Origin of the sequence: Kitasatospora sp. NPDC101235, from assembly GCF_044767505.1 — a bacterium.
GTDB lineage: Bacteria > Actinomycetota > Actinomycetes > Streptomycetales > Streptomycetaceae > Kitasatospora.
The window spans coordinates 1-15,442 of sequence record NZ_JBIWNZ010000065.1 but is presented as its reverse complement, the minus strand read 5'-3'; the positions used below and the strand labels follow the sequence as shown (position 1 = coordinate 15,442).

12 protein-coding genes are annotated in these 15,442 nt (G+C 73.2%); 5 read left to right on the top strand and 7 right to left on the bottom strand.

Annotated features, from left to right (window positions below):
* Nucleotides 1-334 precede the first annotated feature (334 nt).
* The 5 genes from ACIRRH_RS43130 to ACIRRH_RS43110 form a co-directional block, all read right to left on the bottom strand.
* Nucleotides 335-769, bottom strand: a complete 435-nt coding sequence (locus ACIRRH_RS43130) for an SRPBCC family protein (protein WP_403078899.1) — start codon at nt 767-769, stop codon at nt 335-337.
* A 28-nt stretch (nt 770-797) separates the two neighbouring features.
* On the bottom strand, nt 798-3,125 hold the full coding sequence (locus ACIRRH_RS43125) for a condensation domain-containing protein (protein WP_403078897.1): 2,328 nt from the start codon (nt 3,123-3,125) through the stop codon (nt 798-800).
* 62 nt (nt 3,126-3,187) lie between these two features.
* Entirely contained in the window at nt 3,188-3,976 is a 789-nt protein-coding gene (locus ACIRRH_RS43120) for an SDR family NAD(P)-dependent oxidoreductase (RefSeq protein ID WP_403078896.1), read from the bottom strand.
* Between the two features lie 59 nt (nt 3,977-4,035).
* Nucleotides 4,036-4,854 carry an AfsR/SARP family transcriptional regulator gene (locus tag ACIRRH_RS43115; protein WP_363396070.1) on the bottom strand — a complete coding sequence of 273 codons (819 nt, stop codon included), beginning with the start codon at nt 4,852-4,854 and terminating at the stop codon, nt 4,036-4,038.
* A 348-nt stretch (nt 4,855-5,202) separates the two neighbouring features.
* A complete protein-coding gene (locus ACIRRH_RS43110; RefSeq protein WP_403078894.1) occupies nt 5,203-6,372 on the bottom strand; it encodes a Rieske 2Fe-2S domain-containing protein in 1,170 nt (389 codons plus the stop codon).
* Between the two features lie 735 nt (nt 6,373-7,107).
* Between ACIRRH_RS43110 and ACIRRH_RS43105 the strand changes: the two genes are divergently transcribed.
* From ACIRRH_RS43105 to ACIRRH_RS43085, 5 genes are all read left to right on the top strand, one after another.
* Nucleotides 7,108-7,944 carry an NmrA family transcriptional regulator gene (locus ACIRRH_RS43105; RefSeq protein ID WP_403078893.1) on the top strand — a complete coding sequence of 279 codons (837 nt, stop codon included), beginning with the start codon at nt 7,108-7,110 and terminating at the stop codon, nt 7,942-7,944.
* An 85-nt stretch (nt 7,945-8,029) separates the two neighbouring features.
* A complete protein-coding gene (locus ACIRRH_RS43100) occupies nt 8,030-8,677 on the top strand; it encodes a hemerythrin domain-containing protein (RefSeq protein ID WP_403078892.1) in 648 nt (215 codons plus the stop codon).
* Between the two features lie 216 nt (nt 8,678-8,893).
* Nucleotides 8,894-9,487 (top strand): DUF1772 domain-containing protein, encoded by a 594-nt coding sequence (locus tag ACIRRH_RS43095; protein ID WP_403078890.1) that lies wholly within the window; start codon nt 8,894-8,896, stop codon nt 9,485-9,487.
* Nucleotides 9,488-9,762: 275 nt separating this feature from the next.
* On the top strand, nt 9,763-10,122 hold the full coding sequence (locus ACIRRH_RS43090; protein WP_403078888.1) for a hypothetical protein: 360 nt from the start codon (nt 9,763-9,765) through the stop codon (nt 10,120-10,122).
* A gap of 298 nt (nt 10,123-10,420) precedes the next feature.
* Nucleotides 10,421-12,820, top strand: a complete 2,400-nt coding sequence (locus tag ACIRRH_RS43085) for a lamin tail domain-containing protein (protein WP_403078887.1) — start codon at nt 10,421-10,423, stop codon at nt 12,818-12,820.
* Between the two features lie 111 nt (nt 12,821-12,931).
* Here the strand turns inward: ACIRRH_RS43085 and ACIRRH_RS43080 are convergent, their stop codons facing one another.
* A complete protein-coding gene (locus tag ACIRRH_RS43080; protein ID WP_403078885.1) occupies nt 12,932-14,248 on the bottom strand; it encodes a M64 family metallopeptidase in 1,317 nt (438 codons plus the stop codon).
* A gap of 453 nt (nt 14,249-14,701) precedes the next feature.
* Complete coding sequence (locus ACIRRH_RS43075; RefSeq protein WP_403078883.1) at nt 14,702-15,205, bottom strand: RICIN domain-containing protein; 504 nt, start codon at nt 15,203-15,205, stop codon at nt 14,702-14,704.
* Nucleotides 15,206-15,442 lie beyond the last annotated feature (237 nt).

The window sequence follows — 15,442 nt, the reverse complement described above, 5'->3', positions numbered from 1 at the left end:
TGGCACACCGCCGGGGCGGGGGTGGGGCCGGGGCGCTCGGGCGCCGGGGGCGCGGGCGGCCGGCACCGCGGCCGCGCCGCGCCCGGTCCCCGGGCCGGGGTGTGGGGGCGGGGCCACGGCGCGCCTTGCCATCTGCCGTAGGAACGAGCGATGCGGCGTCTGCTGCAAGTCGGCGGGGTCCGGGAACGCACAGCAGTGATCGACGGGCGGGCCGGTGCACAGCCGGCCCGCCCCCTTCGCGGGCGTACCCGCCGCCTCTCAACGCGGGTGGGCATCCCGGCTCGGCCCCGGTGATCGGCGGGAAAGCCCGCCGGCAGCGTGGGGCCGCGGTCGCCTACGGACCCAGCAGGTGCTCCAGCACCCGGCCGAAGACCAGCCGCCCGGCCCAGGTAAGGGCAGGATCGAGCAGCCGGGGCAGGCCGGCGACCGTCAGCTCCTCCGTCCAGACCGCCGTACTGCCGCCGCCCACCGCCCGGACCCGCAGCTCGGCCCGGCCGTGCACCGGGTCGCCTCGCTTGACGAGCCGGCACCGCCCGTCCCGGCCGGGGCCGGGGGCGACCAGCTCGGCGATCTCCATCGGGTCGTCGAAGCGGAGCGGGCCGAGGGCCGTCCGGGCCAGGAGGACATCGCCCGCTTCCCGGCCGGTGCCCCGGACCACGCGGACCCGGGTGAAGGGCACCCGGTCCCCGTGCCGGGGCCAGGCCGTCAGCCGCTCCCAGCACTCGGCGGGCGGCAGCGAAGTACGGCGGATCAGGACGAAGCGGGCCACAGCGGCCACTCTAGCCACGGCGAAGGCCTCAGCGACGCCGCGGCAGGCCTCCCAGCAGGCCCGCCACCGCCGTCAGGTCGACCTCTTCGTCGAGCAGCACCACCAGCGGTGGGTGCGCCGGCGCCCCCAGCCGGGCGATCTCGCACGCGGTGACCCCGAGCCCCGGCGGGGCGACCAGGGCGATCGGCGCGCGGGACTCCACCAGCGGGCCGAGCACCGGGCGGTACGCGGCCGGGGGCGGGTCGTCCCCGGCGGGGCGCAGCACGCCGAGGGCCTGCGGGCCGGGCCAGCCGCGGGCGGCGCCGGGGTAACGGGTGTGCGGGTCGCCGGGCGGGGGCAGCAGCAGGACCCAGCCCGCGCCCGGGCGGGCGGCCCGGCGCAGTACGTCCAGCCGCACCGCCGGGGCGACCGGCTCCGCGCCCTCCGTGTCGGTGCCCGCCGGTTCTCCCAGGCGGGGCGCCGGCTGCCCGGCCAGGGTGGAGCGCAGCACCTCGGTGGTGCCCAGCCCGCTCGGCAGGTCCGGGAAGCAGCGCAGCAGGTGGGCGCTCTGGTTGAGCAGTTCGGCGGCGTCCCGGTCGGCGAGCAGGGTGCGGTCGTGGGTGGTGGTGAGGACCAGCCCGCCGGTGGCGTCGTAGTGAGCGGCGAGCGTGATCGGGTACGAGGTGAGGGTGCCGGCCGGGACCGGGCTCTCCACGTGGATGCCGTGCGCGGCCAGGTCGGTCTCCAGCCGCAGGTGGTGCGCCGTGGCGGGCTGGTGCTCCAGCACGACCAGGCTGTTCGGCCGCTGCCCGCGCGCGCCCGGGGTCCAGCGGTGGGCCTGGCCGGGCGAGACCCACTCGTACGCGGAGAGGTCGAGCACCCCGTCGCGCAGCGCCGCGAGCAGCTGGGGCACGGTGGTGCCGGGCTGCACCCGCACGGAGATCGGCAGCGGATTGCGCAGGGCGCCGGGAAGCCGGTCGACGCCGTCCAGCGGGATGCCGCGGCCGGAGACCGTCACCGCGAAGCCGACCCGCACCGCCCTGGCCGGGCGGCGGGGCCGGTCCGTCTGCTCGGCGCGGTACAGCAGCAGCGCCCAGGCAGCCTGGAGCGCGCTGCTCTCGCCGGCGCCCCAGGCGGCCGCCCAGCCGCGCAGCCGGACCGCCTCGTACGGGGTGAGCCGGCGCCGGGCCCGGCCGCTGCCGCGACGGCGCGGGTCGGGGGCGAGCGGCAGGACGGCGGTGGCGGCGGGCCGGGTGGACCAGAACTGCCGGGCCGCGTCCGTGCTGCGCCCGGCCAGCCAGCGGGCGTGGTCGCGCAGGTCGGGGCGGCGCTCGCCGCCGGGCAGCACACCGCCGGTCAGGTAGGCGCGGTAGAAGGACTGGAGCAGCAGCCGCACGCTCCAGCCGTCCAGCATCGCGTGGTGGTAGGTGAGCAGGACCCGGGTGCCGGGCCCCTCCTCGGTGTCCGGCGGGGCGTCGACGAGGGTGGTGCGCAGCAGGGCGGGGCGGCGCAGGTCGAAGCCGCGCCGACGGTCGGCGGCGAGCAGGTCCTCCCAGTCGGCGGTGCCGTGCCGGTGCCGGGTCACCTCGGGGACGGCGTGCTCGTGCAGCACCATCCAGGGGTCGTCAGTGCCGTCCTCGTCCCAGTCGAAGGCCGCGCGCAGCACCGTCTCGTGGTCGAAGACGGACTGCCAGGCCGCGGTGAAGCGCTCGGTGTCCAGCGGCCCGTGCCAGTTCCAGGACAGCTGCTCGACGTGCCGCCCGCCGGGTTCGGCCTCCCCGATCACCTGGCTCAGCAGCTCCCGCTGGAGCGCGCTGGTCGGCACGGTGACCGGCGCCGGCGGGTGCGCGAGCGCCTCGCGCAGTTCGTCCAGCACTCCGACGGCGCGGGCGAGCGAGCCGGGGGCGAGCGAGCCGGGGGCGATACCGACGAACAGCCGCCGCCCGCCGTCCGGGGCGCCGCCCGGGGTGCCGTCACGCCCGTCCTCGACCAGCACCGCCCGCAGCCGGGGACCGGCGGCCAGGCTGCGCCCCAGCTCCACCAGCACCCGGTCGAGCCCGTCCGGGCCGTCCACCGTCCGCTGCCAGAGCAGGTCCGACGGGAGGCGGCCGGCGGCCTCGGGGACGACGGTCCGCAGCGCGGCGCGCAGCGTCTCCGGCCGGTACACCCGGTGCAGCTCGACGAGGACGAACTCCGGCACCCGGGCGGGCCGTTCGGCGGCCTGCCGGGGCCGGGCGGAGGTGCCGGCCAGCGCGGCGCGCACCGCCCCGGCGTCCAGCGGTCCGGGCGGACGGGCGGCGGGCAGGCACGGCTCGGGCGCGGGGGCGCCGGCCACCAGCAAGGTGACGGGTGCGCTGGAGAACTGACGGTTCGTCATTGCTGATCAGCGGGCACCGGAGCCCTCATCCTTCCCGTGGGCCGGCCAGGATCGCGCCGGGGTTACTGGGTGGCGAGCCCGCCGCAGACGTTCAGTGCCTGGGCGGTGATGCTGGCCGCGGTCGGGCTGGTGAGGTAGCCGGCCAGCGAGGCGACCTCCTCGGGCGTGGTGTAGCGGCCGAGCGGGATGTGCGTCTGGAAGTGCTGGTGGATGGTCTCGGGGGTGGTGTTGTAGGCGGTCGCGTACTCGTGGTGGATCCTGGCGGTGTGCGGGGTCTGGACGTACCCGGGGCAAATGGCGTTGACGGTGGTGCCGGTCGGCGCCAGCTCCTTGGCCAGCGCCCGGGTGAAGCCGATCACGGCGTGCTTGCTCGCGGTGTACGGGGCGCCCAGGGTGACGGCCTGCTTCCCGGCGGTGGACGCGATGTTGATGATCCGCGGGTGGGTGGTGCTGGTGATGTGGCCGTGCCGGAGGGTCTCCCGGGTGACCAGGAAGACCGCGTTGAGGTTGGTGTCGATGACGTCGTACCAGAGGTCGTCGGTGGTGGTGGCGGTCGGGCCGCCGCCGGTGCGTCCGGCGTTGTTGACCAGGACGGTGATCGGGCCGTACTCGGCCACCGCGTGCCGGATCAGTTCGCCGACCTGGCCGGGGTCGCGGACGTCGCAGGTGAGGCCGTCGGCCTGGTGGCCCTCGTCGCGCAGGGTGGCGAGGGCCTGGTCGATGTCCCGGGCGGTGCGGGCGCAGATGAAGACACGGTGGCCGCGGCCGCCGAGCTCACGGGCGATGGCGAGGCCGATGCCGCGGGTACCGCCGGTGATCAGGGCGAGGGGTTTCTCGGGTGCGGTGGTCATGACGCGTCCTGTGGGTGAGGGCTGGGAGAGGTCTGCGGGGACGGCCGTCCGGACGGGGCTCAGGCCGAGTACAGGTTGTAGGTGGTCGGGTGGGCCGTGGTGGGCGTGTTGAGGGTGGGGTCCAGGGTGAGGATCGCGTGTTGGAGGTGCTGGAGGTGCGGGGATGGCTGGATGCCGAGCTCGGTGGTCAGCCGGTGCCGCAGGTGGTGGTAGGTCGTCAGGGCGCTGGTCTGCCGGCCGGCCCGGTAGAGCGCGACCATGGCCTGGGCGTGCAGGCCCTCGTGGTGCGGGTGCTGGTGGGTCAGGTGGGTGAGCTCGGGGATCAGCTCGTTGTGCCGGCCGAGCCGCAGGTCGGTGTCGATGCGGCGCTCCAGGGTGATCAGACGGCTCTCCTCCAGACGCATGATCTCGATGGTGAGGATCGGCCCGGGCCGGACGTCGACCAGGGCGGGGCCGTGCCAGAGCGCCAGGGCCTGGCGGAAGTGGGTGGCGGCCTGGTGGTCCTGGCCGTGGTTGAAGGCGTGCTGGCCCTGGGTGGTCAGCAGGTTGTAGGTGTGGACGTCCAGGTTGTCCGGGTGGGTGGTGAGCTGGTAGCCGCCGTGCCGGGTGGTGAGGATGTCCTTGGCGGTGGTGTGCGGGGTCGGTCCGAGGGCCTGGGTGATCCGGCGGCGCAGTTGCAGGATGTACGTCTGCATCGTGGTGAGCGCCTGTCTGGGCGGGTCGTCGCCCCAGATCTCCTCGATCAGGGTGGCCGTGGGCAGGATCCGGTTCGGGTAGAGCGCGAGGAGGGCGAGGATCTGGCGCTGCTTGGCGGCGGTGGGGGCGACGGAGATGCCGTTGAGGTCGGCGGTCAGGGGGCCGAGGACCCTGAGGTGCATGGCGGTTCTCCTCTCGTGCGGGGGACGGGGACTCGTGGATCCGGTGGACGGGAGCGGTGCGCCGTGGGGACGGCGACCCTGCTGGTGCGGAAGTGTGTTCGAATCACGGGGATGGTGGGGTGGATGCGTCGCACCCTAGTGGCGGAGAGGGGAGGGGGCCGGATTCCTCAAGTGCCCGTCGAGCGGGGTTCCGGGCGCTCTGGTGAGGGCTTCCGGGCAGGCGGAAGCGGCGGGGCGGCCCGCCGGGAGTGAGGGCCGCCCCGCCGCGTGCGGAACCGGGGGCTGCTTCTTCCGCAGGCCGCCCGAGAATCCGCCGACCGGCCGGTGCAGGCTGCCGTTGGGATCGGCTCAGTGCCGGGTGGTGGCCCCACTGGGTGCCTTGCCGGGGGTCTCCGTTCGGGTGTGGCTCGCGGCGGCGTCGTCGTCGGGTGCGCCCGGGCCGTTCCGGTCGGCGAGCGCGGCCGGCCCCGGCAGGTGCGCCTGGTGGTCCGGCGGGTAGAACTGCCGGGCCCAGTGCCGCATCGCGCCGATCGGCCCGTCGCCCGGGGCGAGCCGGGGCGGGGACGTGTACCGCTTGGTGGACCAGATCGGGAAGTCCGCTGAGGTGAACTCCAGGTTGCGCTTGAACATCGGGCCCGCCAGCAGCCTGGTGACCGCCCGGCTGACCGTCCGGGCGACGGCCGGCGGCAGCCCGGACGGCTCCGACATGACGAAGCGGCTCGCCTGCCGCAACTGCATCCGGCCGGGGGCGACCTGGGTGGCCATGACCAGCGAGCAGATCTCCAGGCCGAGCGAGGGCGTGTGCACGTCGGTGTGCAGGGCGGTGAGGCCGTACCCGTCCACGTCCACGTGGACCTCGCGCAGCCCGAGCAGCGGAAAGGTCTCCCGGACCAGCATCGAGATGTGGAAGCCGGTGCCGTCGAACTCGACCGGCGCCACCAACTCGCCCTGCGGCCAGCCGTGCAGGGTGACGAAGTGGCCCAGGTCGAAGGAGTTCTCCATGACGTCCTGGGCGTAGCCGGGCATCTCGAAGGAGGCGTACCGCAGCGGCTGGCGCCCCCCGCCGAGCTGGTGCCAGGCGGGGATCTCCCAGTCCGGCTCACGGCCGTCGTGGTGGCGCCAGACGAAGACCGCCTCGTTCACCTCGCGCACCGGCAGCGGCGTCAGCGCGGCCCTGGGCGGCGGGGTGCCGTACCCGGTGCGCACGCAGCGGCCCTCGGCGTCGAAGGCGAAGCGGTGGAAGGGGCAGACCAGGTCGTTGCCCTCGACCGTGGCCAGGCCGAGGTGGGCGCCCAGGTGGGGGCAGTACGGGCGGATCGCGCGGAGGCGGCCGTTGCGCAGCCGGTACAGCACGACGTCCTCGCCCGCGAGCTGGCGGGTGAGGACGGTGCCGGGCTTGAGTTCGGCGGAGAAGGCGAGTGCGGACCAGCCGTCGGGATAGGGCAGCGCCGGTGGCAGGGCGACGTCGGCCGGGGTCGGGCGGTTGCTGACGGGGTGGACGTGCTTGGACACGCGCATGAAGGCTCCTGTCGGTCTGCCCGGCGCCGCCCCTCCCAGGCGATTAGCGCTCGAACAGAATGGATTTCAGATGCTAGCCATGGATCGGGAGTGCTTGCATGGACAATCTCCCTAACCCGCAGCAAGTCTGATGATCAGTCAGGTTGCTCTGTGCAAGGGATCGACGGGTTCCGGTCACCCGCCTGACCCTGGGGTGCGGGAGCGTTCGAGCACCTCGGCAGGGCTCCGGCGGCTTGGCGGAGGCCGTACGGGGCGGCGGGCCGCATCCGGAGCGGAGCCGGATCATCCGGACCGGACGGAGTCCCTTCGGGTCCGTACCGTGGGGCGATCGGCAGCGGCGAGGAATTCCGGGCTCCCGAAAAGGTGGACGTTCGTCGCCGGCCTCTCGGCGCATGACCCTCCCCGGCCCTTTCCGGACGGAATTCGCGGCGGTTCCCGCGCGCGGTCGAGGAGGGGTCGAGAGGCGCTGGAAAGGGCTTTCGAGTGGGGATGGGGTGTGTTGTGGTGGGTACCGGGGAGCCCTGGCCGCGGGCGGCTCGACGGCCGTGGGCGGGCGGAGCGCCGCTGGTCGGCGACGTAGACGCTCGCGCATGGAACTGAGAGCGGCGGCTATGGATCGTCCGGCCAGGGGGGATTTGAATGGTGCCACGACGACGAACCGATCGGGCGCAACCGGCGCCTTCGACAGATCGGTCTCCGGTGATTCCTTCGAGTCTTGGAATGAGGGTGTTCGTGATGGCTGGTGTGGTGGATCTCGCGGTCGAGTCCGGTGTCGTGCTGGTGGTCGGCGGGACGGGGAAGACGGGTCGCCGGGTGGCGGACCGGCTGACGGCCCGGGGTTACGAGGTGCGGGTGGGTTCGCGCTCGGGTGCGGTGCCGTTCGACTGGCATGACGAGGGGACGTGGGAGGGGGCGCTGGAGGGTGTGAGTGCGGCGTACCTCACGTACTACCCGGATCTGGCGTTCCCGGGTGCGGTGGAGGCGGTGGGGGCGTTCTCGCGGCTGGCGGCGCAGCGAGGGGTGGGCCGGCTGGTGCTGCTGTCGGGTCGTGGCGAGGAGGCTGCGGAGGCGGGGGAGAAGGCGGTGATGGAGTCGGGGGCTGCGTGGACGGTGGTGCGGTGCGCGTGGTTCAACCAGAACTTCAGTGAGTCGTTCTTCCTGGAGCCGGTGCTGGCGGGGGAGTTGGCGTTGCCGGTGGGTGGTGCGGTGGAGCCGTTCGTGGACGCGGAGGACATCGCGGACGTGGCGGTGGCGGCGTTGACGGAGGCGGGGCACGCGGGGGAGGTGTACGAGCTGACGGGGCCGCGGTTGCTGTCGTTCGCGGACGTGGCGGTGGAGTTGTCGGCGGCGGTGGGGCGTGAGGTGCGGTTCGAGGCGGTCTCGCAGGAGGCGTACCGGGAGGTGTTGGAGGCGGCGGGGTTGCCGGCGGACTTCGCGGAGCTGTTCTCGATGATCCTGGACGGTCGCAACGCGTCGCTGGGTGACGGTGTGCGGCGGGCGCTGGGTCGTGAGCCGCGGGACTTCGCCGACTACGCCCGCGAGGCCGCCGCCTCGGGCGTGTGGAACGCGTGAGCCGACCCGTCCCGGGCGGCTCCGACCGGCCGCCCCTCCGGGCGGGCGTTGGTTGAGAATCCGAACGGACTCTGGAGGTCTGGTCATGACGGACGGCACGACGGTCTGGTCGACGGAGCAAGGGCCCCGCGCGCTGCCCGAGCAGCTCAAGGGCTTCGGGCTGATGCACGTCGCGATGCGCAGGGACGCGGCACGGCTGACCGCCGCGGCGCGCCGCGGCGCGGCGGGCTCCTCCGCGGCGCTCGCGGAGTGGTTCGGGCGGCTGCGCGCGGTGATCGACTGGCACCACCACAGCGAGGACGAGATCCTCTGGCCGTACCTGCGTGGCCGGGCGGCGGGCTTCGACGGCAGCGGGGTCCTGGAGGAGGACCACGAGGCACTGGACGCCTCGATGCGCCGGGTGGCCGGGGTGCTCGGCTCCGGCCTGCGCGCCGAACTGCCGGAGGCGGCCGAGGCGTTCGAGAGCCTGGTGCGCGAGCACCTGCGGCACGAGGAGCCGGTGGTCTTCCCGGCGCTGGCCGGCCTGCCGGTGGACGAGTACCTGCGGGTCGAGCGCCGGATCATCGGGAGCGCACCGACCCAGGTGATGACCTATCTCCAGCCCTGGATGTTCGACGGCGCGGACGCGGCCTCGGTCCGGGTGGTCTCGGCGACCATCCCGGCTCCGGTGCGGCTCCTCGGCCGGACGGTCCTGGACCGGCGGTACCGGCGCGGCCTGGCCGCGGTGCTCTGAGCCGGCGGCCCCGGTCTCCGGGCCGGCCGGGCATCGGCAACCCCGGCCGATCCGTTCGGGCTCGGCACGAAGAGGTGCGGCAAGTGCCTGCCGGGGGGCCGGGGTTCCGGTTGTCGCGGTTCTGTTGCGCGGCTCGCCGCACGGTGGGCGGTGTCGAGTGTTCCACGTTCGTCGGCGCCGCACTCCGCGGGGCCGGAAGAGTGAGAGGGTCCTGAGATGCGTTCGGATCAGACCGCGGTTCCGCTGTCGTACACGGCGCCGTCGGCCATCGGGGGCGTGGGGGTGGGGAGTTCGGTGCAGGCCGTCGGACAGAGCAAGGCCGCGGGGCCGCTGCTGGTGGGTGCCACCATCGCGATGGGCCTGATGGCGGGGCTGTTCTTCGCCTTCGACGTGTCGGTCATGCCGGGCCTGGCGGCCGGGGACGACCGCACCTATGTGACGGCGATGCAGCACATCAACAAGTCGATCGAGAACGGGCTGTTCGGCCTGGTCTTCGTCGGTGCCTTCGCGGCCACCGGCCTGGCGGCCTGGCTGCTGCACAAGGCGGGCCGGCGCCGGGCGGCGCTGTGGGCGGCCGCGGCGACGGCGCTGTACGTGGTGGCGCTGATCGTCACCATGGGCGTCAACATCCCGCTGAACAACGAGCTCGCGGCGGCCGGCGACCCGTCCCAGATCCACGACTTCGCCGCCGTGCGGGCGAAGTTCGCGGACAGCTGGGTGCCGGTGAACATGCTCCGCACCGCGCTCTGCACCGGTGGTCTGCTCGCGCTGACCCGCTCCCTGGTGCTGCACGGCCGCGCCGGCCGCTGAGCCACGGCCTTCCCGCCCACCGCTGCTGTGCCCGTCCGCCTCGTGCGGGCGGGCACACACGCGTTCCGTCCGGCAGGTCGGGCGGGGTCGGTGCGCCGCGGCGTGCGCCGGTGCGCCGGGTCGGTGCGTTCGGCCAATTCAGTTGGTGAGACACCGAGTTGGCGAACCGGATGGATGTGGTGGAGCATAGGCCGGGTCCGGTCTGTTGCGGTGTGCTTGCGCCGCGGCCGAGGCGCGGTACAGCTGCTGGGGAGGAGGCGGTTCCGGTGACTCCGATGGAACGTCCGTTTCTGGTTCGGGGGAAGGCGGTACCCCTGGCCAGATACCTGGCGGAGGAGGACATCGAGGGTCTGGTGGCCTGCTCGTGCATCGGGAACGAAGTCAGCATCGACCTCGCGGACACCAGGATCCTGGTGAGCCTGGTCGACGTCGCCGACGTGGTGCGGCTCAACTTCGACATGGTCCAGGACGGCCCGGCCAAGCCCCGCTCCTGGTCGCGCCGGCTGCCGGCCGGCACCGGTCCGCGTGAGATCGCGTCCCGGATAGCGCTGGACGTGCGGACCCTGGAACGCGAACTGGCTCCGCTGCGCCGACGCCCGCCCCGGGCGGCACCGGCGCGGCACCGTCCGGGCTGAGACCCGGCGGGCGAAGCGGACCGGCCCGGGCCGGCAGCGGGGGCGCTGCCGGACCCGGGCCCTCTGGTGTTCCGGTCGGGCCGGCGGCCCTGCGGAGAGCGGGCGTTGTCGTCCGGCCATCCGGAATGCGGCCGCCTACTTGTCGCGCGTAGAAACGTTCTTCCGCCGTACGTCTGGCCGTTGCCCGGTACGGGCGGTAGGGATCTGGTGGCGCTGCTACAACCTCAGCGCCGAACCTTTCCCATCCGTGGTCACACCGCCGGGCCACGAGCCCGGACGGTGGTCAGGAGGAAGCCTCATGGAGAGCACCCCGAATCCCCGGATCACCCCGAGAACGCCGCGAGTCCGGCGCCGAACACTGGCGGCGGCCTCGGCCGCGGCCGTGGTGGCGGCGCTGGTGGCGCTGCCCGGCGGCGTGGCTCAGGCGGTGTCACCCGACATCGTGATCAGCCAGGTGTACGGCGGTGGCGGCAACTCCGGTTCCCCGTACACCAACGACTTCGTCGAGCTGTACAACCGCGGCACCACGCCGGTGTCCGTCACCGGCTGGACGGTGCAGTACGCCTCGGCCGGCGGTTCGAGCTGGTCGCGGACCACCCTCTCCGGGACGATCGCGCCCGGCCACTACTTCCTCGTCCAGGAGGCCGCCGGGGCCGGCACGGGCGCCGCCCTGCCGGCGGCGGACGACACCGGCACGATCGCCATGTCCGCGACCTCCGGCAAGGTCGCCCTCGTCACCAACGGCACGGCGCTGACCTGCAGTTCGGGTTGCGCGAGCCAACCCGGAGTGAAGGACCTCGTCGGCTACGGCAGCAGCGCAGGCTCCGCCGAGGGCTCGCCGACCGCCAACCTGTCGAACACCACGGCCGCCCTGCGCGCGGGCGGCGGGGCCACCGACACCGACAACAACGCGGCGGACTTCGCGATCGGCGCGCCCACGCCGCGCAACTCCTCCTCGACCGGCGGGGGCGGCAACCCCGGCGGCACCCGCATCCACGACATCCAGGGCGCCGCCCGCACCTCCCCGCTGGCCGGCAGCGCGGTCAGCGCCGTGCCCGGCGTGGTGACGGCCGTCGGCCCCAACGGCTTCTGGTACCAGGACCCGCAGCCCGACAACGACCCCGCCACCAGCGAGGGCATCTACGTCTACACCGCCGGCGCGCCCTCGGTCGCGGTCGGCGACTCGGTCACGGTGAGCGCCACCGTCAGCCAGTTCCGCCCGGGCGGCACCGGCGGCACCACCAACCTGTCGATCACCGAACTGACCGCGCCCACCGTCACGGTGGTCGCCCACAACGTGCCGCTGCCCGCCGCCACCCTGGTCGGCCAGGGCGGACGGATACCCCCGTCCGCGGTCATCTCCAGCGTCACCTCCGGCGACGTCGAGACCGCCGGGAACTTCCAGCCCTCCACCGACGGCCTGGACTTCTGGGAGTCCCTGGAGGGCATGCGGGTCGAGATCGACAACGCGGCCGTGGTCGGCCCGACCAACAAGTACGGCGAGGTCCCCGTCGTTCCGCAGGGCAGCACCACCCGCACCAACCGGGGCGGCATCCTGCTGCAGGCGAACGACGGCAACCCGGAGCGGGTCGTCCTCGGGAAGGCGCTCGCGCCCACCCCGACCGCCAACGTCGGCGACACCCTGACCGGCGCCACTGTCGGCGTGCTCGACTACGCCTTCGGCAACTTCACCCTCCAGGTCACGGCGACCCCGACGGTCACCTCCGGCAGCACCGCCCCCGAGGTCACCGCCGCGCCGACGGCGGGCCAGCTCGCCGTGGCCACCTTCAACGTGGAGAACCTCGCCCCGTCCGACCCGCAGAGCAAGTTCGACGGCCTCGCGGCAGGCATCGTCACCAACCTGCGCTCGCCCGACCTGGTCGCCCTGGAGGAGATCCAGGACAACAGCGGTGCCACCGACGACGGCACGGTGAGCGCGACCCAGACCCTGGCCAAGCTCACCGCGGCCATCACCGCGGCCGGCGGCCCCTCCTACTCCTACCGCGCGATCGACCCGGTGGACGGCCAGGACGGCGGGCAGCCCGGCGGCAACATCCGCCAGGTGTTCCTGTTCCGCACCGACCGCGGCCTCTCCTTCACCGACCGCCCCGGCGCCGGATCCACCACCGCCGACTCCGTGGTGAACGCGGGCGGCACGCCGCAGCTGGCCTACTCCCCGGGGCGGATCGATCCGACCAACGCGGCGTTCAACTCCAGCCGCAAGCCGCTGGCCGGTGAGTTCCGCTGGAACGGCAAGCCGGTCTTCGTGATCGCCAACCACTTCAACTCCAAGGGCGGCGACCAGCCCCTCTTCGGCCGCTACCAGCAGCCGGCGCACCCCTCGGAGAGCCAGCGCCACGACCAGGCGGCCGTGGTGAAGGGCTTCACCGACAAGATCCTGGCCGTGGACCCGAACGCCTCGGTCATCGTGCTCGGCGACCTCAACGACTTCGAGTTCTCCCAGACCGCCGACATCCTCACCGCGGGCGGCTCGCTCACCGACCTGCCGCGCACCCTGCCGCTGCCCGAGCGCTACACCTACGTGTACGAGGGCAACTCGCAGGTGCTCGACCACATCCTGATCTCCGGCTCGCTGGCGGCAATGTCGTACAGCTACGACATCGTGCACATCAACAGCGAGTTCAGCACACAGCTCAGCGACCACGACCCGCAGGTGGTGCGCATCCCGCTGCCGTAACGGGCCCGGCTCACGGTGCCGGTCTCCCCAGCTCGTGGGGAGACCGGCACCGGTCGTTCCGTCAGCGGAGTTCCGCCGGGGCGATGCCCTGTGCGTGGACCGCCCTGCGGGTCAGTGCGCCTGGCGCGTCACCTGCCAGGACAGGCTCGCGGTCAGCTTCGTGCGCAGCGCCGGGTCCGCGACGGCCGGGGTGGGGTCGGCGGCGACCGCGCTGAGCAGGTGCGGTCGGGAGTGCGGCCCGGTCAGCTTGAGCTCGGCCAGGTCCAGTGTGGTGCGCCCGGCCAGCCGGGGCAGCTCCCGCCCGTCCAGGTACCAGCGCAGCCGGGTGCCGGGCACCGGCAGGCCGACGGTGAGGCGGTCGGCGGTGGTGAGCCGGCTGCCTCCGGGGGTGGGGCTGGTGAGGGGGGTGGCGTGGCGGTAGAAGCCCGCGATCATCGCCTCGCGTCCGGGCAGATTGAACTCGCGTCCGAGTGAGCGCATGATCGAGTTCTCGGTCGGACGGTAGAGCCGGGCCGGGTAGTAGCCGCCGCCCTCGTAGGTGCCGACCGTGCCGCCGTCCGGTGAGGCCTGGCCCAGCCACCGCGACCACTTGGTGCCCTGCCGGCGCATCCGGTCGGCGGTCAGGGTGCTGATGTTGGCCTCGGCGGGTTCGTCGCCCTGGTACGTCCCCTGGCCGTCGTAGACGTACTCGTCGGCCAGCTTGCCCAGCGAGTGCCCGGTCTCGTGCACCGCGATCTGCCCGGACTTCGCGTTGCCGCCCGCCACAGTGGCGATCCCTTCGTAGCCGACCGGGGACTTGACGTCGTTGTAGCCCGCGCCGCCGTACTTCGCGCTGTTGGCGACCACGAGCACCAGGTCCGCCTGCGGGGCCTTCGCCGCGTAGGTCTCGACCGCCTTCTCGTCCACGCAGAGCAGCCGCTCCACGCCGTCGCACCAGAAGTACGAACCCAGAGCGGTGTGTCGCACTGTCGCCTGGTCCGGGTCCCCGGTCACCCCCGACTCGGGCGAAACCGCGGACACCGCCCAGACGTTGAACAGCCCGCGGTAGGTGGCGTACGGTTCCACGGAGGTGAGCTCGCGCCACTTCTGAGCCGCGTCCGCACGGAACACCTCCTGTTCCTGCGCGGTGTACCCGTCGCCGATCACCACCACGTCCAGCTTGGCGGCCGGCTCCCCGTTGTGGACCAGCGCCGTCACTTCGCCGTCGCCCTGCACCGGCGCCACGCCCTGGGGCCGGCCGGCGAGGTAGGGGGAGACGGTCGGGGCCTGGGCACGGGAGATGCCGCCGTCCTCGGCGAACACCTCCACCTGGCGTGTCGGCGGCGCGCCGTCCGCGGGGCGGCTCCAGGCCGGCGCGGCTCCGAGCGCGGTCCCGGCGAGTACGGCGGCGAGCAGGGCGGTGGTGGTCCTGGCGGTGATACGGTGCACGGGCGTCCTCCTGGGGGAACGGTCTGCGGCCTCCCCCGTTGTAATGTCGGGGACCTGACAATCTAGCCCTGGTCTGCCTCGTCGGTCGAGTGGCGGGGTGCCCGCGCACGTCCATGACGGTGGTTCCAGACGAACAGGGAGACGACGGCCGCCGCGACGGCCGTGGTGATCAGTCAGGCGACATCCATCGCACCCTCACCCGCCCCACGGCACCTGCCCGTTGCCTCCCGTGGATCTCCCGGGTGTGGACCGCATGATGCCAGGAGGTGCTGACGGGCCGGCGGGTGCGCACCGGCCTGTCGGCGGGGCCGGGCACCGGGCGAACCGTGCCTGTTCTGCTGCCATTGCCGGCAGCGCATTGCCGGCGGACCCTCGTGAGTAGGTGTTTGCCCAAGAGCCCTTCCGCCCCGCGGGGTCTGGACCCGGCTGGGCGGAAGGCTCACTCCCTGCGGCTCAGGAGGGGGTCACGTCCCACAGCTGGCGCGGGTTGTCGTTGCGGTACGCCCTCACCACGGGCTGCCCGTTCTGTACGGCCTCGATGGCGAAGTTCTGGTTCGCCTGCTCGACGAGGGCGAACTGGTCACCAACCCGCTCACCCAGCCAGGTCTGAGTCGGGACGTTGGGGTTGCACGGAGCCAGCTGGATCGGCTGGCCGGGGTTCTCCGGCGCCTGGAGGCAGTTGCCCCTCCTTGCCACACTCTCGATCATGCTGCTCCCCGAGGGGTTGGGGTGAACGATCCAGTCCTGGTAGGCCGTGCCGTTGGGCGTCCAGGTGATGGCGACCGGGGCCCCGGAGCCGTTGGCGTCCAGCGCCCCACCCGTGTCCTCGTTGAAGAAGCGTACGTTCAGGGTCCCCTGGCGGACCTCGCCAGCCGAGGCGGGCGCCGCAGCGGTCACAGCGCCGGTGACGGCCAGAACGGCGATCGTGGCAGCTGCGGCCTTCTTGATGTTGAACAAGGATCTCTCCCTCTGAGGTGATTCCTCGAACTCCCGTGACCGTTCGCTCGGTCACGACGGCGAGGCAACCACTCACACCGAACCGCCCGCAACAAAAAGTAATCCGAGCAGAGTCCACACACGGGCCGATTACCTCGAATGACCTAGGACGTGTATTCGGTCGTGATCAATGGGTTCGGGTGAGGTCCTTGATCCAGATCATTGCGCCGCGAAGGTGAAGGCCGGCGAGGTAGCTTT